Annotated in this window: 19 protein-coding genes and 2 pseudogenes; 12 read left to right on the forward strand and 9 right to left on the reverse strand. The window is 74.3% G+C overall.

Features of this window, described 5'->3' with window-relative positions; genetic code table 11:
* Positions 1-41: 41 nt before the first annotated feature.
* Positions 42-1258 (reverse strand): annotated as a pseudogene (gene thrS, locus CIK06_RS24955) (threonine--tRNA ligase).
* A 394-nt stretch (positions 1259-1652) separates the two neighbouring features.
* On the opposite strand from thrS, the gene CIK06_RS24960 reads away from it, so the two are divergent.
* On the forward strand, positions 1653-2324 hold the full coding sequence (locus tag CIK06_RS24960; RefSeq protein ID WP_095566852.1) for a DedA family protein: 672 nt from the start codon (positions 1653-1655) through the stop codon (positions 2322-2324).
* Between the two features lie 6 nt (positions 2325-2330).
* Here CIK06_RS24960 and CIK06_RS24965 read toward each other — a convergent pair whose 3' ends face one another.
* A complete protein-coding gene (locus CIK06_RS24965; protein ID WP_095566853.1) occupies positions 2331-3734 on the reverse strand; it encodes an NAD(P)H-quinone dehydrogenase in 1404 nt (467 codons plus the stop codon).
* Positions 3735-3840: 106 nt separating this feature from the next.
* Between CIK06_RS24965 and CIK06_RS24970 the strand changes: the two genes are divergently transcribed.
* Entirely contained in the window at positions 3841-4296 is a 456-nt protein-coding gene (locus tag CIK06_RS24970) for a gamma-glutamylcyclotransferase (RefSeq protein ID WP_095566854.1), read from the forward strand.
* Positions 4297-4368: 72 nt separating this feature from the next.
* Here the strand turns inward: CIK06_RS24970 and CIK06_RS24975 are convergent, their stop codons facing one another.
* The 3 genes and pseudogenes from CIK06_RS24975 to CIK06_RS24985 all read right to left on the reverse strand — a co-directional run bounded on the left by CIK06_RS24975 (position 4369) and on the right by CIK06_RS24985 (position 6961).
* Positions 4369-5268: a GNAT family N-acetyltransferase gene (locus CIK06_RS24975; protein ID WP_232533851.1), complete on the reverse strand. Its 900-nt coding sequence runs from the start codon at positions 5266-5268 to the stop codon at positions 4369-4371.
* A 176-nt stretch (positions 5269-5444) separates the two neighbouring features.
* Positions 5445-6311: pseudogene (locus CIK06_RS31675) on the reverse strand (hypothetical protein); the annotation flags it as partial.
* Positions 6312-6328: 17 nt separating this feature from the next.
* The gene (locus tag CIK06_RS24985; RefSeq protein ID WP_095566856.1) at positions 6329-6961 is read right to left on the reverse strand and encodes an MBL fold metallo-hydrolase; all 633 of its coding nucleotides are present in this window, start codon (positions 6959-6961) and stop codon (positions 6329-6331) included.
* Between the two features lie 130 nt (positions 6962-7091).
* On the opposite strand from CIK06_RS24985, the gene CIK06_RS24990 reads away from it, so the two are divergent.
* Positions 7092-8198, forward strand: a complete 1107-nt coding sequence (locus CIK06_RS24990; protein WP_095566857.1) for a DUF4349 domain-containing protein — start codon at positions 7092-7094, stop codon at positions 8196-8198.
* 111 nt (positions 8199-8309) lie between these two features.
* Here CIK06_RS24990 and CIK06_RS24995 read toward each other — a convergent pair whose 3' ends face one another.
* Positions 8310-9569, reverse strand: coding sequence for an amidohydrolase (locus CIK06_RS24995; RefSeq protein ID WP_095566858.1), 1260 nt, complete (start codon positions 9567-9569; stop codon positions 8310-8312).
* A 643-nt stretch (positions 9570-10212) separates the two neighbouring features.
* Entirely contained in the window at positions 10213-11796 is a 1584-nt protein-coding gene (locus CIK06_RS25000; protein ID WP_095566859.1) for a methylmalonyl-CoA mutase, read from the reverse strand.
* A gap of 204 nt (positions 11797-12000) precedes the next feature.
* Between CIK06_RS25000 and CIK06_RS25005 the strand changes: the two genes are divergently transcribed.
* The gene (locus CIK06_RS25005) at positions 12001-13983 is read left to right on the forward strand and encodes a serine/threonine-protein kinase (protein WP_095566860.1); all 1983 of its coding nucleotides are present in this window, start codon (positions 12001-12003) and stop codon (positions 13981-13983) included.
* A gap of 76 nt (positions 13984-14059) precedes the next feature.
* Positions 14060-15769, forward strand: coding sequence for a phospho-sugar mutase (locus tag CIK06_RS25010; RefSeq protein ID WP_095566861.1), 1710 nt, complete (start codon positions 14060-14062; stop codon positions 15767-15769).
* Positions 15770-15849: 80 nt separating this feature from the next.
* Here the strand turns inward: CIK06_RS25010 and CIK06_RS25015 are convergent, their stop codons facing one another.
* Complete coding sequence (locus CIK06_RS25015) at positions 15850-16530, reverse strand: GPP34 family phosphoprotein (protein WP_095568113.1); 681 nt, start codon at positions 16528-16530, stop codon at positions 15850-15852.
* Positions 16531-16706: 176 nt separating this feature from the next.
* Here CIK06_RS25015 and CIK06_RS25020 point away from each other — a divergent pair, with 176 nt between their 5' ends.
* Positions 16707-17198 (forward strand): 8-oxo-dGTP diphosphatase, encoded by a 492-nt coding sequence (locus tag CIK06_RS25020; RefSeq protein ID WP_095566862.1) that lies wholly within the window; start codon positions 16707-16709, stop codon positions 17196-17198.
* Between the two features lie 103 nt (positions 17199-17301).
* Here the strand turns inward: CIK06_RS25020 and upp are convergent, their stop codons facing one another.
* Positions 17302-17934 carry a uracil phosphoribosyltransferase gene (upp, locus tag CIK06_RS25025; protein ID WP_095566863.1) on the reverse strand — a complete coding sequence of 211 codons (633 nt, stop codon included), beginning with the start codon at positions 17932-17934 and terminating at the stop codon, positions 17302-17304.
* A gap of 130 nt (positions 17935-18064) precedes the next feature.
* Here upp and deoC point away from each other — a divergent pair, with 130 nt between their 5' ends.
* The 6 genes from deoC (at position 18065) to CIK06_RS25055 (ending at position 24110) form a co-directional block, all read left to right on the forward strand.
* The gene (deoC, locus tag CIK06_RS25030; RefSeq protein ID WP_095568114.1) at positions 18065-19051 is read left to right on the forward strand and encodes a deoxyribose-phosphate aldolase; all 987 of its coding nucleotides are present in this window, start codon (positions 18065-18067) and stop codon (positions 19049-19051) included.
* A 5-nt stretch (positions 19052-19056) separates the two neighbouring features.
* A complete protein-coding gene (locus CIK06_RS25035; protein WP_095566864.1) occupies positions 19057-20520 on the forward strand; it encodes an aldehyde dehydrogenase family protein in 1464 nt (487 codons plus the stop codon).
* Positions 20513-21355 (forward strand): aldehyde dehydrogenase family protein, encoded by an 843-nt coding sequence (locus CIK06_RS25040; RefSeq protein ID WP_095566865.1) that lies wholly within the window; start codon positions 20513-20515, stop codon positions 21353-21355. Before CIK06_RS25035 ends, CIK06_RS25040 begins: the two co-directional genes overlap by 8 nt.
* A gap of 50 nt (positions 21356-21405) precedes the next feature.
* Positions 21406-21822, forward strand: a complete 417-nt coding sequence (locus CIK06_RS25045) for a BlaI/MecI/CopY family transcriptional regulator (protein ID WP_095566866.1) — start codon at positions 21406-21408, stop codon at positions 21820-21822.
* A gap of 2 nt (positions 21823-21824) precedes the next feature.
* Complete coding sequence (locus CIK06_RS25050; RefSeq protein ID WP_095566867.1) at positions 21825-22730, forward strand: M56 family metallopeptidase; 906 nt, start codon at positions 21825-21827, stop codon at positions 22728-22730.
* Positions 22731-22844: 114 nt separating this feature from the next.
* The gene (locus tag CIK06_RS25055) at positions 22845-24110 is read left to right on the forward strand and encodes a cytochrome ubiquinol oxidase subunit I (protein WP_095566868.1); all 1266 of its coding nucleotides are present in this window, start codon (positions 22845-22847) and stop codon (positions 24108-24110) included.
* Positions 24111-24115: the final 5 nt, after the last annotated feature.

Here is a 24115-nt window from a genome sequence, read left to right on the forward strand (position 1 = left end):
GCACGGGACGGCAACCGGAGGGGATGGCGATGAACGGTCGCTCAGCGCTCCGGCAGCAGGTCCCAGGAGCGGGCGGCGACGACCCCGGAGACCAGCTCCCGGGCCGCGCCGAGCGGCATGGGCGGCAGGGTGCGACCGCCGCGCAGCCGCAGCGCGACCTCGCCGGCCGCCGCCTCCCGCTGGCCGAGCACCGCCAGGTACGGCACCCGGGCCTGGGCGCAGCGCCGGATCCGGGCCGCCAGCGACCCGTCCTCCGCCAGCTCGACCCGCAGCCCGGCCCCGGTCCAGTCCCGGCACAACCGCCGCCCCGGATCCGACTGGTCGGGGCCGACCGGCAGCACGGTCACCTGCACGGGCGCGTACCAGGCCGGAAAGGCGCCCGCGTGCACCTCGATGAGGTACGCGAACAGCCGTTCCATGCTGCCCACCAGGCTGCGGTGCACCATGACCGGGCGCCGGGACCGCCCCTCGGAGTTGGTGTACGACAGGTCGAAGCGCTCCGGTTTGTCGAAGTCGATCTGGATGGTGGAGATGGTCCACTCCCGGTCGGCGGCGTCCCGGACCTGGATGTCGATCTTCGGGCCGTAGAAGGCCGCCTCGCCCGGCGCCTCCGCGTAGTCGGTTCCGGCCAGCGCCGCGCGCAGCAGGTCCTCGGCCCGGCGCCAGGCGGCGTCGTCGCCCACGTACCGCTCCCCGGGCCGCGCAGCGACAACCGGAACCCGGCCGGCCGGATCCCGAGTGCGGCGTGCGCCGCGCGGATCAGGCCGAGCACCTCGCCGACCTCCTCGCGCACCTGCTCGGGGGCGCAGAAGTTGTGCGCGTCGTTGAGCGAGATGGCGCGCACCCGGCTCAGCCCGCCGAGCACGCCGGAGCGCTCCGCGCGGTACTGCCCACCCTGCTCGGCTATCCGCAGCGGCAGCTCCCGGTAGGACCGCCCGCCGGCGGCGTACACCAGGGCGTGATGGGGGCAGAGCGCCGGGCGCAGCAGCAACTCGTCGTCGGCGGACATCCGCATCCCGGGGAACATGTCGGCGGCGAAGAATTCCAGGTGGCCGGAGCGTTCGAACAGTTCCCGCCGGGCCAGCGGCGGCGAATAGACGTGCCGGTATCCGGCCCGCCGTTCCAGGTCGAAGACGTACTCCTCGACGGCGTGCCGGGCGGCGGCGCCGGCCGGCAGCCAGATCGGCAGGCCCGCGCCGCTGAGCGGGTCGGAGTGGAACAGGCCGAGTTCGCGGCCCAACTTGCGGTGGTCGACCATCGCGCTCTCCTTCGGGTACGCCCCGAGGCGCCGAACGCGGCGGGTTGCCGCGCGCCGGTCCCGTCCGGGGCGGCGCGGCGGTCAGCCAACCGGAACGGCCCCGGAGCGGATCGCCCCGGGGCCGGTGGTGACTGGATGGGTCAGCGCGGCACGCCGGGGTTTCCCGGCGTCGTCGTGTTCACGGCCGCTGCTGGCATGGCGGGAACGGTAGCGGGGCAAAAACCCGCACGGCAACCCGATTGTCAGAACGGGCCGCCGGCACGGGACCTGCCGACGGCCCGCAGCGCGTCACGCGACGTCGAGAACGGGGGACCCGAGGTCGCCACGCGCCACCTCAACGGTACGCCGATCCGGGCTGCGACGATGCCCCGACCTCCGCGCGGGGACCGGACCCGTGACTGAGTTGCTGACGACCGTGACCGCGCCGGTGTACGCGTACCTGTGCCTGCTCGCGCTGCTGGCCGCGGACGCGTTCGTGCCGATCGTGCCGACCCAGGCCGTCATGATCACGGCCGGTGCGCTCACCGTGTACGGGCAGCTCAGCCTGCCGGTGACGATCGGCGTCGGCGCGCTCGGGGTGCTCACCGGCGACCTGTCCTGCTACCTGCTCGGCCGGCTGCGCCCGCGTGGCGCGGTGCGGCACGTGCCCCGGCACGCGCGCCGGGGCCGGATCGCCCGGCTGGCCGGCAACCTGCGCCGCCCCGGGCCGCTGGCGCTGCTGCTGTGCCGGTTCCTGCCGGGCGGCCGGATGACCGCCTGCTTCCACGCCGGACGGCTCCGCTACCCGTACCGGCGCTTCCTCGCGTACGAGGGTCTGGCCGCGCTGGGCTGGTCGGGGTACGGCGGGCTGGTGGGCCATCTCGGCGGCTCCGCGCTGGCCGGCTCGGGTTGGTGGCTGGCGTTGATCGCGGCGCTGGCGGCCAGCGCGTTCGGCCTCCTCGGCTGGGTGCTCAGCCGGCTCGGCGCGGCCCGGCTGGCCCGGTTGGCGGAAGAGGCCGCCGCGGCCGATCCGCTCGGCGGCGGCGATCCCGAGGTCGGCGCGGTGGCGTCCGGGCCGACCTCGTGACCGCGGTCACTCCAGCCCGTGCAGCATCAACTGCCGGGCCGCCTCGGCGATCGACCCGGACAGCGACGGGTAGATGGTGATCGTCTGGGCGAGCTGGTCCACGGTGAGGTTGTTCTCCACCGCCATGGTGATCGGCAGGATCAGCTCGCTGGCCCGCGGCGCCACCACCACCCCGCCGATCACGTGGCCGCTGGCCGGGCGGCAGAACAGCTTCACGAACCCGTCGGACAGGTCCGCCATCTTGGCCCGCGGGTTGCCGGCCAGCGGCAGCATCACCTGCCGGGCCGGGGTACGGCCGGAATCCACCTCGTTCTGCGAGACGCCGACCGTGGCCAGTTCGGGATCGGTGAAGGCGTTGGCGGCGACCGTGCGCAGCCGCAGCGGGCGGACGGCCTCGCCCATCGCGTGCCACATCGCGATCCGACCCTGCATGGCCGCCACGCTGGCCAGCGCCAGCACGCCGGTGCAGTCGCCGGCGGCGTAGATGCCCGGCACGTTCGTCCGGGACACCCGGTCGACCGTCACGTAGCCGCCGCGGGCCACCTGCACGCCGTACTCGGTCAGGCCCAGGTTGCCGGTGTTCGGCACGGAACCCACGGTGATCAGCGCGTGCGAGCCGGTGATCAGCTGCCCGTCGGAGAGTTCGGCCTCGACCCGGTCGCCGACCCGGCGCACCGCGTTGGCCCGGCAGTTGTTCAGGATCGTCATCCCGCGCGACCGGAACACCTGCTCGATCGCCATCGCCGCGTCGGCGTCCTCGTGCGGCATCACCCGGTCCCGGCTGGAGACCAGCGTCACGTCCACGCCCATCGCCAGGTACGCGCTGGCGAACTCGGCGCCGGTCACGCCGGAACCCACCACGATCAACCGTTCGGGCAGTTCCGGCAGGTCGTACACCTGCCGCCAGGTCAGGATCCGCTCGCCGTCGGGCACCGCGCTGGGCAGCACCCGCGGCGTCGCCCCGGTCGCGACCAGCACCGTCCCGGCATCGATCGGGTACGTCTCGCCGCCGCCGGCCGGGGTGACCAGCACCCGGTGGGTGTGCCCGAGGGTGTCCTCGCCCAGCCGGGCCGTGCCGGACACGTACGTCACGCCGGCCTTGAGCAGTTTGGCGTGGATGTCGCCGGACTGGGCCAGGGCGAGCCGCTTGACCCGCTGGTACACGGCGGTGGCGTCCACGGTCACCGCCTCCAGCCCGTCGGAGTGCACCCCGAACTCCTCGGTGTCCCGGTACCCGGTGACCACCTCCGAGCTGGCGATGAAGGTCTTGGACGGGACGCAGTCGGACAGTACGCAGGCACCGCCGGCGCCCTCCGCCTCCACCACCGTGACGTCCGCGTCGAGCTGGGCGGCGACCAGTGCGGCCTCGTAGCCGGCGGGCCCACCGCCGATGATCACGATCTGGCTCACAGCGCCCGCCCTCCGTAGCTGATCACAGTGACTTTCTTCTCCCGTTCCCGTCCGACACGCACGCTCGTATTCTCCCCCACCCACCAACCCGGCTATCGTTTCCGCCGTGCGTCTGTACGCCGCGTACGGCTCGAACCTCGACCCCGCCCGGATGTTGGCCTACTGCCCCCATTCGCCGATGGTGGGTACCGGCTGGCTGGAGGGCTGGCGGCTCACCTTCGCCGGTGACGGGGTGCTCGGCTGGGAGGGCGCCGTGACCACCGTCGTCGAGTCGCCCGGCGACCGGGTGTTCGTGGCCCTCTACGACGTCCACCCCGGCGACGCCAGCCAGCTCGACGATATCGAAGGCGTCACCGCGGGCACGTACCGCAAGCTGCATGTGCGTGCGGTCACGCTGGACGGCGAGGTCACCGCCTGGATCTACGTCTTCGACGGGTACGAGGGCGGCCTGCCGACCTCGTGGTACCTCTCGGAGATCGCCAAGGCCGCGGAGAAGGCGGGCGCGCCGGACGACTACGTCGCCGCGCTGCGCGAGCGGCCCACGGGCACGGCCACCGCCTGAAACCCGCACCGCAAACCCGCACCGCCGGGACGGACCGGGGCGGGACGGACCGTCAGCGGGCGGGACGCACCGTCAGCGGGCCGGCTCGACCGTCCGGGCGTAGATGTCGGCCTCCATCTCGGCGGTCATCCCCACCGACCGGTACAGCCGGGCGGCCTCCGTCGGGTTGCTGAGGTCGACGCCCAGCCCGGCGTACGTCCGGCCCTTGCCGGCGTACGCGGCGAAGGCCCGGCGCAGCAGCGCGGCGCCCACCCCCCGGCGCCGGTGCTCGCGCAGCACCGCCAGCCGCTTCACCCAGCCCTCGCCCTGCTCCACCGCCTGATCCGCCGATTGCAGGGCGCCGGCCGGCACGCCGTCCACCTCGGCGACGAACCACTCGTCCCAGGCCACGCTGGGCAGCGCGGCGATCTCCGCCCGCCACCGCTGGTACGTCGCCGGCTGGTGGTCCGGGGCGTCCCGGAAGGCGGTCTCCAGGATCGAGTGCACCAGGCGCAGGTCGTCCTCGTCCGCCGGGTCGACCGCACGGATCGACACCCCGGCCGGCGGCGCCGGCGGCTCGGCGGGCACGTCCGCCAGCGACCGCCGCATCCGGGCGTGCCGCTGCACGAAGGCGAAGCCGGCGTTTTCGAGCACGGCGATCCAGGGCCGCTCCGAGGGCACCGCACCGGCCCGCACGCTCATCCGGTCGTGCCCGAACTCGACGGCCCGCTCGCCGATGCGGTGCAGCGACCGGTGCAGCAGCGGGGCGAGGGCCGGCTCGCCGGTGCCGGGCGACGCGTACACCTCGACGAAGTCCTCCGGGCCGCCGTCGGATGCCTCCAGGTAGGTCCAGCCGGCGATGGCGCCGGCCGGGTCGAGCGCCAGCCACGAGTTCCGCTCCGGGTCGGCGCCGGGCGCGGTCAGCGCCTCCTGTACGTCGAAGCTGGTGAACTCCGGCTGCCCGGTGGCGGCCAGGCAACTGGCCTGGACCATGTCCAGGATCTCCGGTACGTCGTCGAGGCGGGGGCGGCGGGTCGACCAGCCGGCGGGAAGCTCCACGCCGCATATTGAACCCGCCCGCTGCGGTCGGCGCCGCCGAATTTTTCACGCCCCGCGCCGGCGGGGTCGGGAGCGCCCTCACCCGCCCGCGTCCAGCGCCTCGATGGCCCCTCCACCTCCCCGGCCCGGCGCCGGGCGGCCGACACGGCCCGCTCGGCGCCCTTGCGGGCAACCTTGCGCCGGCCGAGTTCGCCCTCCACGCCGGCCCGGCGTTGCTCCAGTTCGGCCAGTGCCGCCTGCACCTGCGCCAGTTCCTGGGCGCCGGCCCGCTCCCGGGCCACCGCGCGCTCCACCTCGGACTCGGCCCGGCGCAGCTCCCGGCGCGCCGCCGCCAGCTCGCGGGTCAGCGCCCGGCGCTGCCGATCGGCCTCCGCGGCCGCGTGGCGTCGCTGCTCGGCCGCCCGGCGCCGCGGATCGGCCGTCCGGTCCGCCGCGGTGGACTCCCGGGAGTCCGGCTCGGCACCGGTGACCAGCCGCAACTGCGGCCGCGGCACCTCGCCGAACCCGGCGTAGCTGGTGCCGCGGACCAGCCGACCCGAGCGGACCCGCTCGGCCACCTCGACGTCGGCCAGCGCCGCGGTGAGGGTCGCCTCGACCTCGCCGAGCGGCAGCTTCGCCCCGGCCAGCGCGGGTTCGGCGGCCCGGGCCAACGACCGGGCCTCGGCGACCAGGGCGGAAACCACCTCGCGCCGCTGCGTCGACAGCTCACGGAGCCGGGCGCCCCGCAGGTCCCGCTGGGCCGTGCGCAGCGCGCCGGCCAGTTCCGCCAGCTCACCGACCAGCTCGGGCCGGCGGATCGCCAGCAGGTTCACCAGCCAGGCCGCGACGGTCGGTTTCCGCAGCGCACCGATCTCCCGGGCGGTCGCCGGGTCACCGGCGGCGCGGGCCGCCGCGACCGCCTCGGTCCGGGCGGCGACGAACCCATCCGGCGGGGCGGTGTACAGCCGCTGGACGAGTTCGGCCGGGACCGGGGGCACGCCGTCGTCCGACCCGGTCAGTCCGGGACGACCGTGCCCGGTTCCAGGCGGGCGTACTCGCATCCCGCCAGCCGGGCCATGTTCGCGTTCGTGAAATTGAGCCCGGCCTCGTTGAGCAGGCCGTCGTGCAGCGCGAACGCCCGGCGCGGTGCGACCGCGCGGACGAAGTCCACCGCCTCGGAAAGCTTCAGCCACGGCGCGTGGATCGGCGCGAAGAGCGTGTCGACCGGGCTGTCCGCCGGGACCGCGAACGAGTCGCCGGGATGGTAGACCCGGTCGTCGATCAGGTAGCCCAGGTTCACCAGCCGCGGAATGTCGGGGTGGATGACGGCGTGCTGACCACCGTACGCCCGGACCGGCACGCCCGCGGCGGTGAACGAGTCGCCGACGGCGACCGGCGTGGCCGCGACGCCCGCGTCCGCCAGCTTTTCCAGCACCGCCGCATGCCCGTACGCGGCCAACCCGGGCCGTCGTTTCGCCGCCGCCCTGATCGCGTCCACGTCCAGGTGGTCGGGGTGCTCGTGGGTGACCAGCACGGCGTCCGCACCGTCCAGTGCGGCCGGTTCGGCGAACATGCCGGGGTCGACGACCAGCACCCCGCCGTCGTGCTCGATCCGCACGCAGGCGTGGGCGTACTTGGTCAACCGCATCGTGGGCTCCTCCTCGATCGGAATCCTCACGCTATCGAATCGTGACGTCCTGGGCCGAGTCTGCCGGAACGGGAGCACCCGTGGGTGGCGTCTGAGCATCGACCGATCCGGCAAGGACGAGGGAGGACACATGCGGGGGACACGGCGACGCCGGACCCTGGCCCTGGGGTTCGCGGGGCTGGCCGCGGCGTTGCTCATGGCGGGCTGCGGCGCCGACAGCGGCTCCAGTCAGAGCGACTCGGCCGCGCCCGCGCGGGACAGTGCCGGCGGGGGTGACACCGGCGCCCGGGCGGAGGCCGGCGGGAAGCAGGCCGCGACCGACCTTCGCGCGCAGCCCGGCACCGGCGCGCCGGGCGACGTCCCGGCGGCGCAGCGGGCGATCATCTACACCGGCTCGATGACGGTACGGGTGCCGGACGTGGACGCCGCGGCGGCCAAGGCCGGCACGATCGTGGCCGGCGCCGGCGGCTACGTGGGCGGGGACCAGCGGTCCCGGCGCGACGACGAGGCGAGAGCCACCCTGCAACTGCGGGTGCCCGCCGAGCGGTTCCAGCAGGTGGTCACGGACCTGGCCGGGCTGGGCGAGGCGGAGAAGCGGGATCTGAACAGCCAGGACGTCACCGAGGAGACCATCGACCTGGACGCCCGGATCGCCACCCAGAAGGCCCGGGTGGAAAGCGGCCGGCGGCTGCTGGCACAGGCCAAGAGCCTGTCCGATCTGGTGTCGCTGGAGAACGAGGTGGCCAAGCGGGAGGCGGACCTGGCCTCGCTGGAGGCGAAGCGGCGCCGGCTGGCCGACCTGACCGCGTTCTCCACCGTCACGGTGGAACTGCTCGGCGCCAAGGCCGCGCCCGCGGTGGAGCAGGACGACGACGTCGGCTTCCTGACCGGGTTGCGCGGCGGTTGGACGGCGCTGTCCGTGCTGACGGTGGCCGGGCTGACCGTGCTTGGCGCGCTGCTGCCGTTCGCGGTCGCGCTGGGCGTACCGGCGGTGCTGGTCTGGTGGCTGCTCCGCCGCCGGCGCCGCTCAACCGGGCCGCCGGTGCCGGCCGCCGGACCGCTGGAGCCGGCCGCGGGAGCGCTGGTCCCGGCCGCCCGCCGGGCCGCCGCGCCGGAGAACGCCCCGGCCGGACCGCACACCACCACGGGGCCGCACACCACCACCGGGCCGCACCCAGTCGCGCCGGAGAACGCCCCGGCCGACGGGGAGAGCGGAACGGCGCCGGCCGGCACCTGACCGGCCGCAACGCCCCGGACGGGGTACGGCGGTGGGTGCACCGGCCCGGTGCACCCACCGCCGGCGCACCGGCGCGGCGGTGTTCCGCTGCGCCGGTGTCCCGGTGGCCGATCAGATCGGCGCGGCCATCGCCTTGAGCGCGGTGTACACCAGCAGCCGGACGCCGGCCGGAATGGCCTGTTCGTCGACGTCGAAGGTGGCGCGGTGCAGGTCCGCGTTGGCCGTGGTACGCCCCACCCCGAGCCGGGCCAGGGCGCCGGGGACGTACTCGAGGTACCAGGAGAAGTCTTCGCCGCCCATGCTCTGCGGCGTCTCCGCGATGCCGCCCTCGCCGAGCGCCGCCGCGGTGGCCGCGGTCAGTACCTGGATGGCCCGAGCGTCGTTGATCACCGGCGGCCGGCCGCGCAGGTACTCGATGTCCACCGTGGCGCCGGTCGGCGCGATGACGTCGCGGACGACCTGGGCGACGATCTTGGGCGCCTGGTCCCAGGTGTCCCGGTCCAGCACCCGCAGCGTGCCGGAGGCGACCGCCTCGGTCGGGATGACGTTGTACCGGGTGCCCGCGGTGGCCTGGCCGAACACCAGCAGCAGGCCGCTGTTGGCCGGTACCCGCCGGCCGACCAGCGCCGGCACCGCGGTGACCAGCCGGCCCAGCGCGTCCACCAGGTCCACCGTGAGGTGCGGCCGGGCGGTGTGCCCGCCGGGTCCGCTGAGCTTGACGGTGACGTTGTCGGCCGCCGCGGTGATCGGGCCGACCCGCAGCCCGACCCGGCCCACCGGCAGGCTCGGGTCGCAGTGCACCGCGAAGATCTGGCTGACGTCCTGCAGCCCGCCGGCCTCGATGACCTCCAGCGATCCGCAGGGCAGGATCTCCTCGGCCGGCTGGAAGATCAGCCGGACCCGGCCGGGCAACTCGCCCCGCTCGGCCAGGCGGGCGAGCAGCAGGCCCACCCCGAGCAGCACCGTGGTGTGCACGTCGTGGCCGCAGGCGTGGCACACGCCCTCGACCGTGGACCGGTACGGCACGTCCTTGGCGTCGCTGAGCGGCAGCGCGTCGATGTCGGCGCGCAGCGCCACCACGGGTCCGTCCGGCCGGCCGTCGATGTCGCAGATGACGCCGTTGCCCTTGGGCAGCAGCCGCGGCGAGAGGCCGGCCTGGGCCAGCTCCCGGGCGATCAGCGCGGCGGTCTCGAACTCCTGGCCGGACAGCTCCGGATGCGCGTGGATGAAGCGACGGGTGGCGACGAGGTCCGGTACCCGCAGCGCAAGCAGCTGGTCGAGGTCGAGCGGCAGCGGCTGGGCGCCGGCCGGCAGCTCGGGCCAGGAGGACACCAGTGGACTGCTCGAAGGCAGGGTCAACGCACTCGTCACGTCGGAATCTCGTTCACTAGAGACGGAAGGATCATCGGGAACAACAGCAGACAGCCTAGACCTCCGACGGTGACGCTGCGCAACCTCGTTCCGGTAGCGGTCGGACCGCGCAGCGTCACGTCTGCCCAGGTTGGTGCGTTCTGGAGCGTGGGCGACAGCACGCGGGTCGGGCTCTATCACCGACATCCCGTCCGCTACCTCCTACAACGCGTAACCACTGTGCCGGTCACGACGCCGGGTCCGGGGTACGGACCATCGACGTCAACCGTCCGATTTCCGGCGCGCTCCGGTAGGGGCACGCGGGTCAGCGAGCGCCGGACCAGGCCGTCGTACGGCACGCTTTCACGGTGGCGCCGGCGCCGGCCGCACACCGTGTCCGCTCGGGCCGAACCGGACCGGGCGCTCGGCGTCCTGGTCCGGTGACCCGGCCTGCGGGTGTCGAGCCGGGAGCCGGGTCCGAATGCCCATGAATCACTTTCGCACACCGCGCCCGGCGCCGCCCGCCGATCGCCGCCGGACTGGACGAGCCCTCGGATGATCGTCGAGCCCCGCCCCAACCCGATCGGACCGGCCGACGCGGCCCGCAGCTGCCGACGCGGCCCGCAGCTGCCGAGGGCGGTCCAGGGGCCGGCCGGCGGCCGGGTCAGAACCGGTCGCTGGGCCGGTAGGTCCCCCACGTCTCGCGCAACGCGCCACACACCTCGCCCACGGTGGCCCGGGCCCGCAGCGCCTCGCGCATCGGGTACAGCACGTTGTCCGTGCCGCCGGCCGCCGCGCGCAACTCGGCAAGCGCCCGCCCGACCGCCTCGGCGTCCCGCTCCGCCCGCAGCCGGGCCAGCCGGTCGGCCTGCGCCGCCTCGATGGTCGGGTCGACCCGCAGCGGCTCGTACGGCTCCTCCTCGTCGACGGCGAACCGGTTGAGCCCGACCACCACCCGGGAGCCGGAATCGATCTCCTGGGCGATCCGGTACGCCGAGGTCTCGATCTCCCGCTTCTGGAAGCCGGCCTCGATGGCGTCCACCGCCGAGCCGTACCCGGCGACCCGGCCCATCAACTCCCGGACCCCGGCCTCGATCTCGTCGGTCATCGCCTCCACCACGTACGAGCCGGCGAACGGGTCGACCGTGGCCGTCAGCCCGGTCTCGTACGCCAGCACCTGCTGGGTGCGCAGGGCCAACCGGGCCGCCTTCTCGGTGGGCAGCGCGATCGCCTCGTCGAAGCTGTTGGTGTGCAGCGACTGGGTGCCACCGAACACCGCGCCGAGCCCCTGCACGGCGACCCGGACCAGGTTCACCTCGGGTTGCTGGGCGGTCAACTGCACGCCCGCGGTCTGGGTGTGGAACCGCAGCATCCAGGACTTGGGGTCGGTGGCCCCGAACTCGTCGCGCATCAGGTGCGCCCAGATCCGCCGGGCCGCCCGGAACTTGGCGACCTCCTCCAGCAGGGTGGTCCGGGCCACGAAGAAGAACGACAGCCGGGGCGCGAAGTCGTCCACCGCCAGGCCCGCGGCGAGCGCGGCCCGCACGTACTCGACGCCGTTGGCCAGGGTGAACGCGATCTCCTGCACGGGCGTGGCGCCGGCCTCGGCCATGTGGTAGCCGGAGATGGAGATCGTGTTCCACTTCGGCACCTCCTTGCGGCAGTACGCGAAGGTGTCGGCGACCAGCCGCAGCGAGGGCTTCGGCGGGAAGATGTACGTCCCGCGGGCGATGTACTCCTTCAGGATGTCGTTCTGGATGGTGCCCTTGAGCGCGCCGCCGGGCGCCCCGGACTCCTCGGCCACCAGTTGGTAGAGCAGCAGCAGCACCGAACCCGGCGCGTTGATCGTCATCGAGGTGGAGACCTGGTCCAGCGGGATCCCGTCGAACAGCCGCCGCATGTCCTCGATGGAGTCGATGGCCACCCCCACCTTGCCGACCTCGCCGTGCGCGATCGGGTCGTCCGAGTCGTACCCCATCTGGGTCGGCAGGTCGAAGGCGACCGACAGCCCCATGGTGCCGGCCCGCAGCAGCTGGTGGTAGCGCGCGTTCGACTCGGCGGCGGTGCCGAACCCGGCGTACTGGCGCATGGTCCACGGCCGGGAGGTGTACATGGTCGGGTAGACACCCCGGGTGTACGGGAACTCGCCCGGGCGGCCGAGCCGCTCCGGCAGCCCCGGCGACACGTCGTCCGCGTCGTACACCGGTTCGACGGGGAAACCGGACTCGCTCAACGGCCGTTCGCTCATGTTCGGATCGTATGGCCTCGCGCGGTGACGGTGGCGACGGGACCGGTCACACCCCGGCCACGATTGGCTGCGCTGCGCATCCACTTCGACACGGTGCGCGACGACGCGGGAAAACCGGGTGGGGGCGGCTTTTGCTCATGGGCGGGCACCCCGCAAGATAGGGGGGTTGTGTCCCAGCCCCTCCGATTTTCCGGCGGCTCTCCTGTGACTCAGATCCCGACGTGGAACAGCCCTTCGGTCAATCCCCTCAGCGGACGGACAGCCCCCGGCACCATGATCGGTGGCCGCTACACGCTGCGCGCGGCCGTCGGACACGGCGGCATGGGGACAGTCTGGCGGGCCGCCGACACGCTGCTGCGGCGCGACGTCGCCGTGAAGGAGGTCGTCCTGCCGCCGGGCCTGGCCCCCAGCGACCGGGACGCCATGTACGAGCGCACCCTGCGCGAGGCCCGCGCCGCCGCCGCGCTCCAGCACCCGGCGGTGGTCCAGGTGTACGACGTGGTGCACGAGTCCGGCCGACCGTGGATCGTGATGGAGCTGCTGGACGCGCGCAGCCTGGCCGACATGGTGATCGAGGACGGCCCGCTCGCCCCGCGCGCCGTCGCCAAGATCGGCATCGCGCTGCTGGGCGCCCTTGAGGTGGCGCACGCGATCGGCGTGCTGCACCGGGACGTGAAGCCGGCCAACGTGCTGATCTGCTCGGACGGCCGCTGCGTGCTCACCGACTTCGGGGTGGCCCGGATGCCCACCGACGTCCAGCTCACCACGCCCGGCATGGTGCTCGGCTCGCCACACTTCATCAGCCCCGAGCGGGCCATGGGGCTCAAGTTCGGGCCGCCCAGCGACCTCTTCTCGCTCGGTGTGACCCTCTACACGGCGGTCGAGGGGCGCCCGCCGTTCGACAAGGGCGACCCGATCGAGACCATGCACGCCGTGGTGGAGGAGCCGCCCGCTCCCCCGGTGCGCTGCGGCCCGCTCAGCCGGGTGCTGTTCGGCCTGCTGGAGAAGGCGCCGGAGCGCCGGCTCGACGTGAAGGCCGCCCGCGGCATGCTGCGGGATCTGCTCTCCGGCCCGCTGGCCAGCAAGGCCGCCGGCCAGTCGGTGACCGACCCGTACGCGGTGGTGCCCAGCACCGTCGCGGCCGCGCAGCCGCCGGCCACGCAGCCGCAGCCCAGCGGCCAGATCGGCGGTCGCGCGATGCTCGCCCCCGGCGAGTCCCTCACCGACCGGCTGGCGGCGCTGCGCCAGGAGTCCGCGACGCGCGCCGGGCAGCCGGCGTGGGACCAGCCGACCGGGCTGGCCGGCGGCCCGCCACCGATGAACTCCGGCTGGTCGGCCGGTGCCGGCCCGGCCGACCACACGGCCCCGATCGCCACCCCCGTCGGGTGGGGTCCGGCCGGCGGCGCGGCGGACCGGACCGCGGTCGGCGGGCAGCCGCCCGGCGGTCCGGTCTGGGTCTCGGGCGGGAACCAGGCCGGCCCCGACGGCCACTGGGGCACCGGAGCCGGTACGCCGGGCGGAAAGCCCGGCGGCCCGCTGAACCAGGCCGGCGCCGCGCTGCGCCGCAGCGGCGCGCAGCTGGCCGGCACGGTCCGCGGCTGGCCGCGCCGGATCCAACTCGCGGCGGCCGGCGGGGTGGCGGTGGTGCTGCTCGTCGGCATCGTGGCGCTCTGGCCCGACGGCGACAAGGCGACCCGGACCCCGCAGGCCAGCGGCACCACGCCGGCCGCCCAGCCCGCCGTGCCGACCCAGCAGTACCAGGACCGCGGCCTGTCGGTGAATGTGCCCGAGGGTTGGACCCGGACCGCCGCCGGGGTGTGGGTGGACTACACCGACCCCGAGGACAAGGGCCGCAAGGTGCGGATCCTGGTGGAGGACTTCAAGAACGTCACGGCGATGCGCTGGGCCGAGGTCGCCGAGAACAACCTCAAGAACCCGAAGTCGAAGTCGTGCCCCAAGCCGTACACCCGGGTCGACCTGAGCGAGGTCGAGCTGGCCGGGCAGACCGCCGCCCAGTTGGAGTACACCTGCGGCGAGGGCGACGGCGAGCGGCACGGCGTGTGGCGGGGCATGGCCATCAACGACAAGATCTATTCGTTCTACCTGACCACCACGGACGCCAACTTCGCCGAGAGCAAGCCGATCTTCGACGAGATGGTGCGCTCCTTCGAGCTGGACAACGGCTGAGCCCCGCGGGCTCACCGGCGCCGATCCGGGGCGACCGGGCGCCGGCGGCGCACGCCGGCGTGCTATCAACGACCGCATGACGGCGGAGACCCACGAGCTCGACGAACTGCGTGAGCAGGCCACGGCCTGGCTGGCCGAGGATCCCGACCCGGCCGGCCGGGCCGAGTTGCGGCGGCTGGTCGCCGCGCTGCCGGGCAGCCGGGCCGAGTTGGCCGACCGGTTCGCCGGGCCGCTGACCTTCGGCACCGCCGGCCTGCGTGGGCCGCTGCGCGCCGGCCCGAACGGGATGAACCTCACCGTCGTCACCCGGGCCGCGGCCGGGCTGGTCGGCTGGCTCGCCGGCCACGGCGCCGGCGGACCCCTGGTGATCGGGTACGACGCCCGGCACGGCTCCCGGGAGTTCGCCGAGCGCACCGCCCGGGTGGCCACCGGCGCCGGCCGCGCGGCGCTGCTGCTGCCCCGGCCGCTGCCCACCCCGGTACTGGCGTACGCGGTCCGGGCGCTGCACGGCTCCGCCGGGGTGATGGTCACGGCCAGCCACAACCCGCCGCGGGACAACGGCTACAAGGTCTACCTCGGCGCGGAACTGGGCGGGTCGCGGGGTGCCGGCGCGCAGATCGTGCCGCCGGTCGACGCCGAGATCGAGGCCGCCATCCGCGCGGTCGGGCCGCTGGCCGAGGTCCCGCTCGGCGGGCCGGGCGAGGTGCTCGACGAGCGGGTCGTCACGAACTACGTCGAACTGGCCGCCGCCGTGGTGGCGCCGGGCGGCCCGCGCGAACTCGCGGTGGCGTACACCCCGCTGCACGGGGTGGGCGGCCCGGTGCTGGCCGCGGCGTTCCGCGCCGCCGGGTTCGGCGCCCCCGCCGTGGTGGCCGAGCAGGCCGAGCCGGATCCGGAGTTCCCGACCGTGGCGTTCCCCAACCCGGAGGAACCCGGCGCGACCGACCTGCTGGTGGCGCTGGCCGGGGCGACCGGGGCCGACATCGCGATCGCCAACGATCCGGACGCGGACCGGTGCGCCGTGGCGATCCCGGTCCCCGACGGTCCGGCCGACGCGCCGGCCGGCGACGCGCCGGCTCCCCGGCGCTGGCGGATGCTGCGCGGCGACGAGGTCGGCGCGCTGCTGGCCGACCACCTGATGCGGCGCGGCAACCGCGGGCTCTACGCCACCACCATCGTCTCCTCGGCGCTGTTGCGGGCCATCTGCACCGGCCGGGACCTGCCCTACGACGAGACGCTCACCGGATTCAAGTGGATCGTCCGGGCCGGTGGCGCCGCGGCGGCCCCGCTGGTGTACGGCTACGAGGAGGCGCTGGGCTACTGCGTGGCGCCGGACCTGGTCCGGGACAAGGACGGCATCACGGCCGCGCTGCTGGTGGCCGAGCTGGCCGCCGGGCTGCGGGCCGAGGGACGCGGCCTGGCCGACCGGCTGGACGAGTTGGCTGCCGAGTTCGGGGTGCACCAGACCGACCAGCTCTCGATCCGGGTGGACGACCTGCGGGAGATCGCCGACATGATGGCCCGGCTCCGCGCGGCCACCCCGGCCGGCCTGCTCGGCGAGCCGATCACCGCCGTGGAGGACCTGCTACCCGGCGCCGACGTGCTGATCATGCGTACCCCGACCGCCCGGGTGGTGGTCCGGCCCTCCGGCACCGAGCCGAAGCTCAAGGCGTACCTGGAGGTGGTCGCCCCGGTGGTGGACGGTGACGTGCCGGCGGCCCGGTCCCGGGCGGTGGCCGCGCTCGGCCGGCTCCGGGCGGACGTCGCCGCCGCACTGCGTCGCTGACCCGTCAGCCCGGGTGCATCAGTGACCCGTCAGCCCGGGTGCGTCGCTGACCCGTCAGGCCCGGACGCGTCGCTGACCCGTCAGGCCCGGGTGCCCAGGGCGGCGTCGATGGCCCGGGTCAGCGCCTCGACGACCAGCGCCACCGACGGGCGCACGTTCGAGTCGTCCAGGCTTCCCCCGCCGCCGAAGCCGGCGCCCGCGCCGATCTCCGCCAGCCGCTGCCGCACCTCGGCGGCCTCCCGGCCGGCCAGCCCCAGCCGGGGCTCCATCCGGATCGCCGCCACCAGCGTGGCCAGCGCCGCCGTACGCTCGTCCGGCGTCGCCGAGCCGGTGAGCGCGTCGGCAAGCCGGCCCCGGATGCCGGCCTCCACCGAGGGATCGACCGCCGGATAGCGGTGCACGTGCACGAAGCCGCCCATGGCGGTCTCGTCCACGTCCCGCATGACCCCGCGCCCGCACAGGTCGGCCAGGGCCCGGTCCCGCAGCCCGTGCCGCAGCCGCTGCACCCAGGAGGCCGGGGTGTGCGGGGTGTCCGCGGCCACCCGGGCGAGCACCTGATCGGCGATCGGTTCCCCGGTCGGGGTCGGGTCGGTCACCACGATGGAACCGTCGTCGAAGGCGATCCGGTTCGCCAACGCCAGGTCGACCAGGACCGCCGCCGCCATCCCCAGATCGAGCCCGATACGCGAGCCAAGCGCCTTGCCGGACTTGTCGTCGTACGCGAGTAGCAGCAGTTCCTCAGCCAGGGCCGTGGTGGTCATGGGGAAGAACATAGTCCAGGAGCGCCCTGCCGGCCGCTCGACGCAGCCGCGCCCCCGGCGCACCGCGCCGGCGGGAGTGCCGGCGGGCGTGCCGGCGCCGCCACCCGCCCGGCGCCGCCAGCGTGCCGGCGCCGCCGGGTCGTCACCCCGGCGCCGCCGCGTCGTAGGGTGTCCCGGTGCGCGCCATCATCGCCACCCTCGGCTACGTGCTGTCCGGCGACCGCCGCCAGGTGCTGCTGCTGCGGCGCGACCGGCGCCCCGACGACCTGCACTGGGGCTACCACAACGGGCTGGGCGGCAAGCTCGAACCGGGCGAGGACGTGGTCGCCGGGATGCGGCGCGAGATCCGCGAGGAGTCGGGGCTGGAGGCCCGGACGGTCGAACTCGCCGGCACGATCTCCTGGCCGGGTTTCGGGCGCGACGGGGAGAACTGGTTCGGCTTCCTGTTCCGGATTCCGGACTGGTCGGGCGAGCCGTACCGGGAGTGCCCGGAGGGCACCCTGGTCTGGACCGACCTGGCCGACGTGCTGGCCGGCCGGGTGTCGATGTGGCCGAGCGACAGGCACTTCCTGCCGCTGGTCTTCGCCGAGCGGCCGGCCGTGTTCCACGGCGTCATGCCGTTCGCCGACCGCGTGGCGCTCGACTGGCGGTACAGCCTGACCGACTGACCCGGCCGGGCCGCCGACGGCGCCGACAGCGCCGCCGGACCGGACCGCCGGACCGGGTCGCCGGGCGGGCCGGACGGCTCGGCCGGCGGGTGGCGCGTGCGGGTCAGAACCGCGGCATGCCGCCGAACTGGCGGTCGCCGGCGTCCCCGAGCCCGGGCACGATGAAGCGGCGGTCGTTCAGCCGCTCGTCGACGGCCGCGGTGACCATCCGCAGCGGCAGGCCGGACCGCTCCAGCCGCTCGATGCCGGCCGGGGCAGCCAGCACGCACAGCACGGTGATCTCGGTGCAGCCCCGCTCTGCCAGCAGCCGGCAGCAGTGCTCCAGCGAGCCGCCGGTGGCCACCATCGGGTCCAGCACCAGCACGGGGATGCCGGCCAGCTCGACGGGCAGCGACTCCATGTAGGCCCGCGGCTCGAACGTCTCCTCGTCCCGGGCCAGTCCCACGAAGCCCATGGACGACTCGGGCAGCAGGCCGAGGGCCGCGTCGGCCATCCCGAGCCCGGCCCGCAGCACCGGCACCAGCAGCGGCGGGTTGGCCAGCCGGAACCCGTCGGTGGGCGCCACCGGCGTGCTCACCGGGTAGCGCTCCAGCGGGAACGACCGCGCCGCCTCGTACACCAGCATGGTGGTCAGTTCGTGCAGCGCGGCCCGGAAGGCCGCCGAGTCCGTCCGGGCGTCCCGCATCGCGGTGAGCCGCGACTGGGCGAGCGGATGGTCAACAACGAGTACGTCCACGACCGCTCAACCTACGCCACGGGCCGGATCCGGCCGATCCCCTCTCCCCGGGCCGGGCCGTCCGGTGCCGCCGGACCGGCCCTACGTGATCAAGATCACGGTACGCGCCGACTGCGTAGACTCTGCAACCATGACGGCGACAACGATCTCGGGCCGGGCGGACCTGTCCGAGCTGGGGCGATCCGAGGTGACCCTGAGGACGTTCCTGCACGGCCTGCCCGGCGTGGACCAGGTCGGGGCGGAAGCGCGGGCGGCCATGCTCGGCACCCGCTCGATCAAGACCTCGGCGAAGGCGTGGGCCATCGACCTCGCGATCCGGATGGTCGACCTCACCACCCTGGAGGGCGCGGACACCCCCGGCAAGGTGCGGGCGCTGTCCGCGAAGGCGCTCCGGCCGGACCCGGCCGACCCGACCTGCCCGCACGTGGGCGCCGTCTGCGTCTATCCGGCCATGGTCCGGTACGCCGCCGAGGTCCTGCGCGGCGGCGGCACCCCGGCGCCCGGCGGCGAGCCGGGGGTGCACCTGGCCAGCGTGGCCACCGCCTTCCCGTCCGGCCAGGCGCCGCTGGCCGTCAAGATCGCCGACACCGAGGCGGCCGTGGCCGCCGGGGCCGACGAGATCGACATGGTGATCAACCGGGGCGCGTTCCTCGCCGGCCGGTACGGCGAGGTGTACGAGGAGATCGTGGCCACCAGGCAGGCGTGCGGGGACGCCCACCTCAAGGTGATCCTGGAGACCGGCGAGCTGGCCACCTACGACAACGTCCGCCGGGCCTCCTGGCTGGCCATGCTCGCGGGCGGGGACTTCATCAAGACCTCCACCGGCAAGGTTCCGGTGGCGGCCACCCCGCCGGTGACCCTGATCATGCTGGAAGCGGTCCGGGACTTCCGCGCGGCCACCGGCCGGCAGGTCGGGGTGAAGCCGGCCGGCGGCATCCGGACCACCAAGGACGCGATCAAGTACCTGGTCATGGTGAACGAGACCGCCGGCGCGGACTGGCTGCACCCGGACTGGTTCCGGTTCGGCGCCTCGTCGCTGCTCAACGACCTGCTGATGCAGCGCACCAAGCTGACCACCGGTGTCTACGCCGGCCCCGACTACTTCACCCTGGACTGATCATCATGGGCCCGTTCGAGTACGCCCCCGCCCCCGAGTCCCGCGCGATCGTCGACCTGAAGCCCTCGTACGGCCTGTTCGTCGACGGCGAGTTCGTGGATCCGGGCGACGGCGGCGGTTTCAAGTCGATCAACCCGGCCTCCGAGGAGGTCCTCGCCGAGGTCGCCGAGGCCGGCCCGCGGGACGTCGACCGGGCGGTCGCCGCCGCCCGGACCGCGTACGAGCGGGTCTGGGGGCCGATGCCCGGCCGGGACCGCGCGAAGTACCTCTACCGGATCGCCCGGATCATCCAGGAACGCTCCCGCGAGCTGGCCGTGCTGGAGTCGCTGGACAACGGCAAGCCCATCCGCGAGTCCCGCGACGTCGACCTCCCGCTGGTCGCCGCGCACTTCTTCTACTACGCCGGCTGGGCCGACAAGCTGCGCTACGCCGGGTTCGGCCGGGGGCCGGCGGGCCGGGACGGCGACGCCGACCCGCGACCGCTCGGCGTGGCCGGACAGGTCATCCCGTGGAACTTCCCGCTGCTCATGCTGGCCTGGAAGATCGCGCCCGCGCTGGCCGCCGGCAACACGGTGGTGCTCAAGCCGGCCGAGACCACCCCGCTGAGCGCGCTGCTGTTCGCCGAGATCTGCCAGCAGGCCGACCTGCCGCCGGGCGTGGTGAACATCGTGACCGGCGCCGGCGACACCGGCCGCGCCCTGGTCGAGCACGCCGGCATCGACAAGGTCGCGTTCACCGGCTCGACCGAGGTGGGGCGGCAGATCGCCCGCTCGGTGGCCGGCACCGGCAGGAAGCTCACCCTCGAACTGGGCGGCAAGGCGGCGAACATCGTCTTCGACGACGCCCCGGTCGACCAGGCCGTCGAGGGCATCGTGAACGGCATCTTCTTCAACCAGGGCCACGTCTGCTGCGCCGGCTCCCGGCTGCTGGTGCAGGAATCGGTGTACGACGAGGTGCTCGGCGCGCTCAAGCGCCGGATGACCCGGCTGCGCGTGGGCGACCCGCTGGACAAGAACACCGACATCGGGGCGATCAACAGCGCCGCGCAACTGGACCGGATCCGCGAGCTGTCGCAGGTGGGCGCGGCCGAGGGCGCGCAGCGCTGGTCGCCGCCGTGCGAGCTGCCCGACCGGGGCTTCTGGTTCGCGCCAACGGTCTTCACCGGGGTGACCCAGGCGCACCGGATCGCCCGGGAGGAGATCTTCGGCCCGGTGCTGTCCGTGCTGACCTTCCGGACCCCGGCCGAGGCGATCGAAAAGGCCAACAACACGCCGTACGGGCTGTCCGCCGGGATCTGGACCGACAAGGGGTCCCGGATCCTGTGGCTGGCCGACCGGCTGCGCGCCGGGGTGGTCTGGGCCAACACGTTCAACAAATTCGATCCGACCTCGCCGTTCGGCGGCTACAAGGAGTCGGGCTACGGCCGCGAGGGCGGCCGGCACGGGCTGGAGGCGTACCTCGATGTCTAAGGGTTCCCCGTCGCCGGCACGGGTCGCGGTGCGCAAGACGTACAAGCTCTTCATCGGCGGGAAGTTCCCGCGCAGCGAGTCGGGACGGTCGTATCTCGTGGCGGACACGAACGTGGCACTGGCATCCCGCAAGGACGTCCGGGACGCGGTGCTCGCCGCTCGGGCCGCGGTCAAGGGCTGGTCCGGCGCCACCGCGTACAACCGGGGGCAGATCCTGTACCGGGTGGCCGAGATGCTGGAGGGCCGGCGCGACCAGTTCGTCGGGCTCGGCGTACCGGCCGACGAGGTGGACGCGGCGATCGACCGCTGGGTCTGGTACGCCGGCTGGTCGGACAAGCTCGCCCAGGTCTACGGCGGCGCGAACCCGGTGGCCGGGCCGTACTTCAACCTGTCGGCTCCGGAGCCGAGCGGCGTGGTGGGGGTGGTGGCGCCGGCCGAGCCCAGCCTGCTCGGCCTGGTCAGCGTGATCGCGCCGGCCATCGTGGCCGGCAACACCGTGGTGGTGCTGGTCGGCGAGTCGGCGCCGCTGCCCGCGGTGACCCTCGCCGAGGTGCTGGCCACCTCCGACCTGCCGGGCGGGGTGGTGAACCTGCTCACCGGCCGACCGGCCGAGACCGCGCCCTGGCTGGCCGGGCACATGGACGTGAACGCGCTGGACCTGGCCGGCGCGGTCGATCCCGACCTGGCGGCGGACCTGGAGATCCGGGCGGCGGAGAACCTCAAGCGGGTGCTGCGGCCGGTGCCGGCCGGCCACGACTGGTACGCCGATCCGGGGATCACCCGGATGACGGCGCTGCTGGAGACGAAGACGGTCTGGCATCCCAAGGGCCAGTAGCGCCGGCCCACGCCTTCAGTCCTTCTACTACGACGGGTAGTCTCGGCTCCGTGGTGCGGCTTGGTGATCTTGAGCGTGCGGTGATGGACGTGCTCTGGGACCGCAGTCCCGAGGAGGGCGCCCGGCTGACCGTGCGCGAGGTCGCCGAGGCGCTGACCGCGCGCGAGTTGGCGTACACCACCGTGATGACCGTGCTGGACCGGCTGGCCGGCAAGGGCATGGTGCAGCGGCAGCGCGCAGGCCGGGCGTGGAGCTACCGGCCCGCGGCCAGCCGCGAGGCGTACATCGCGCAGCTCATGCTGGACGCGCTGGACCTGGCCGGCGAGGCCGCGCCGGGGCAGCGCGGCGGCGCCGACCGGCTCGGCCGGGGCGCGGCGCTGGTCCGGTTCGCCCGCTCGGTGACCGGATCCGAGGCCGAGATCCTCCGGGCGGCCCTCACCGACCAGGCCGCGGACCGGAACGACTGAGCATGGCCGCCGCCGCACACTTCGCCGGGATCGCGCTGGCCTGCTACGTCGCCGCGGGCGGGCTGAGCCGCGCGGCGTGGGTGGCGCGCAGCCCGCGGGTGGCGATCCTCTGCTGGCAGGCGATCGGGCTCGCCGTCGGGCTCGCCGCGATCGGCCTGCCCATCGCCGTGGGTCTGGCGCCCTACCGGCGCGGCACCGGCCGGGCCCTGCTGGCGCTGGCGGGCGATCTGGTGGACGGCCGGCTGCCGGCCGGACTCACCGTGCCGCGTCTCGGGCTGGTCGGCGTGGGCGTCGGGATCGCCGCCGTGCTGCTCGGTTCGACCGCGCGCAGCGTGCTGGCCGCCGGCCGGGTCCGGCGCCGGCACCGCCAACTGCTCAACCTGGTGGCCCGGGACGATCCGGCGGCCCCGGGCGCGCTGGTGCTGGACCATCCGAGTGCGGCCGCGTACTGCCTGCCCGGCGTCCGGCCGCGGGTGGTGGTCAGCGCCGGCGCGCTGAGCCTGCTGGACCGGGCCGAACTGGCCGCGGTGCTCAGCCACGAACGGGCGCACGCCGACGAACGGCACGACCTGGTGTTGCTTCCCTTCACCGCGCTGTGCGAGGCGCTGCCCTGGGTGCGCTGGGTGCACCGGGCCCGGCACCGGGTGGCGCTGCTGGTCGAGATGCGCGCCGACGACCGCGCCCGGCGCCAGCACACCGCCGGGCCGCTGGCCAACGCGCTGCTGCGGTTCGCCACGGCGGGACCGCGCAGCGCCCCGGCCGGCGCTCTCGGCCTGGCCGACCGGGACCTGGACGCCCGGTTGGCCCGGCTGCTGGTGACCGGCCGGCCGCCGGTGCTGCGCCGCGCCCTCTCACTCGGCGCCGCCGGCGCCCTGCTGCTGGCCCCGGTCTGCCTCTTCCTGAGCTGATCCGCCCGACGCCTCCCGTGTTCCACCGCCCTCCCCGAGGCCGACCCGAATAGGTAGCGGGACTACCTGTAGGATTGCTATCTCAAGTGATCCGACACCCCTCGGACGGTGGTCATGGACCCGCTCCCGCTCGCCCGCTTCCAGTTCGCCGCCACCACGACGATCCACTTCCTGTTCGTGGCGGTCACCCTCGGCCTGGTCACCCTGCTGGTCATCCTGCAGACCGCCTGGGTGATCACAGGCAAGGCGAAGTACGAACGCCTGACCCGGTTCTGGGGCACGCTCTACGTGATCAACTACGTTCTCGGCATCGCGACCGGCATCGTGCTGGAGTTCCAGTTCGGACTGAACTGGAGCGGCCTGTCGCGGTACGCCGGCAACGTCTTCGGCGCCGCGCTGGCGCTGGAGACGCTCACCGCGTTCTTCCTCGAATCCACCCTGCTCGGCATGTGGATCTTCGGCTGGCACCGGCTGCGCCGGGGCGTCCACCTCGGGCTGCTGTACGGCGTCGCGCTCACCGCGTACGCCTCGGCGTTCTGGGTGGTGCTGGCGAACGCCTGGTTGCAGCACCCGGTCGGCTACGAGCTGCGCGACGGGGTGGCCCAGTTGACCGATTTCGGGGCGCTGATCCGCAACCCCACCCTCGGAATGGCGTTCGGGCACGTGGTGTCGGCCGCGCTCACCACCGGCGGGCTGCTGATGGCCGCCGTCAGCGCCTGGCACCTGCTCCGGCGTACCCGTGATCATCTGCTGTTCCGCACCTCGCTGCGGCTCGGGCTGGTCACCACGGCGCTCGCGGTCACCGCCCTGCAGGGCTTCGGGTTCGCCCAGTTCAGACCGGTCGCCGCGGTCCAGCCGGTCAAGTTCGGCACGGGTCCCGAACAGGACGCCGTGATCGCGGACTGGGCGGCCCGGTTCGGCCCCGCCGACTACGTACCGCCGGTGCTGGCCAACGTGGGGCTGGGCTACATGATCCTGATCGGCTTCACCCTGGGCGGCGTCTGGCTGCTGCTTCCCCTGCTCTGGCGGGACTGGATCATCCGGCTCCGCTTCCCGCTCTGGCTGGTGCTGCTGGCCCTGCCGCTGCCGTTCGCCGCCGTGATCCTCGGCTGGCTGGCCCGGGAGGTGGGCCGGCAACCGTGGGCCGTCTACGGGCTGCTGCGGGTGGACCAGGCCCTCTCGCCGGGGGTGGACGGCCGGGTGCTGCTCGTCTCGTTCCTCGGTTTCACCCTGCTGCTCGGCGCCCTCGCCGTGACCAACTGGGTGCTGATGGCCCGGCACGCCGCCCGCGGCGCGCACGACCTGGCGCTCGGCAGGCCGCCCTCGGCCGCCGCGGACGCGCCGCCGACCTGGTCCGACGAGCCGCTGATCGCCCGGTAGGAGAC

The organism is Plantactinospora sp. KBS50 (assembly GCF_002285795.1).
GTDB lineage: Bacteria > Actinomycetota > Actinomycetes > Mycobacteriales > Micromonosporaceae > KBS50.

Excerpts from the sequence above, each read along its gene's own strand:
- CIK06_RS24990 (WP_095566857.1), top strand. The coding sequence starts at position 7,092 with ATGCGGGGGACACGGCGACGCCGGACCCTGGCCCTGGGGTTCGCGGGG.
- CIK06_RS25000 (WP_095566859.1), bottom strand. The coding sequence starts at position 11,796 with ATGAGCGAACGGCCGTTGAGCGAGTCCGGTTTCCCCGTCGAACCGGTG.
- CIK06_RS25050 (WP_095566867.1), top strand. The coding sequence starts at position 21,825 with ATGGCCGCCGCCGCACACTTCGCCGGGATCGCGCTGGCCTGCTACGTC.
- CIK06_RS24975 (WP_232533851.1), bottom strand. The coding sequence starts at position 5,268 with ATGGTCCAGGCCAGTTGCCTGGCCGCCACCGGGCAGCCGGAGTTCACC.
- CIK06_RS25040 (WP_095566865.1), top strand. The coding sequence starts at position 20,513 with ATGTCTAAGGGTTCCCCGTCGCCGGCACGGGTCGCGGTGCGCAAGACG.
- CIK06_RS25035 (WP_095566864.1), top strand. The coding sequence starts at position 19,057 with ATGGGCCCGTTCGAGTACGCCCCCGCCCCCGAGTCCCGCGCGATCGTC.
- deoC (WP_095568114.1), top strand. The coding sequence starts at position 18,065 with ATGACGGCGACAACGATCTCGGGCCGGGCGGACCTGTCCGAGCTGGGG.
- CIK06_RS24985 (WP_095566856.1), bottom strand. The coding sequence starts at position 6,961 with ATGCGGTTGACCAAGTACGCCCACGCCTGCGTGCGGATCGAGCACGAC.
- CIK06_RS25015 (WP_095568113.1), bottom strand. The coding sequence starts at position 16,530 with ATGACCACCACGGCCCTGGCTGAGGAACTGCTGCTACTCGCGTACGAC.
- CIK06_RS25010 (WP_095566861.1), top strand. The coding sequence starts at position 14,060 with ATGACGGCGGAGACCCACGAGCTCGACGAACTGCGTGAGCAGGCCACG.
- CIK06_RS25055 (WP_095566868.1), top strand. The coding sequence starts at position 22,845 with ATGGACCCGCTCCCGCTCGCCCGCTTCCAGTTCGCCGCCACCACGACG.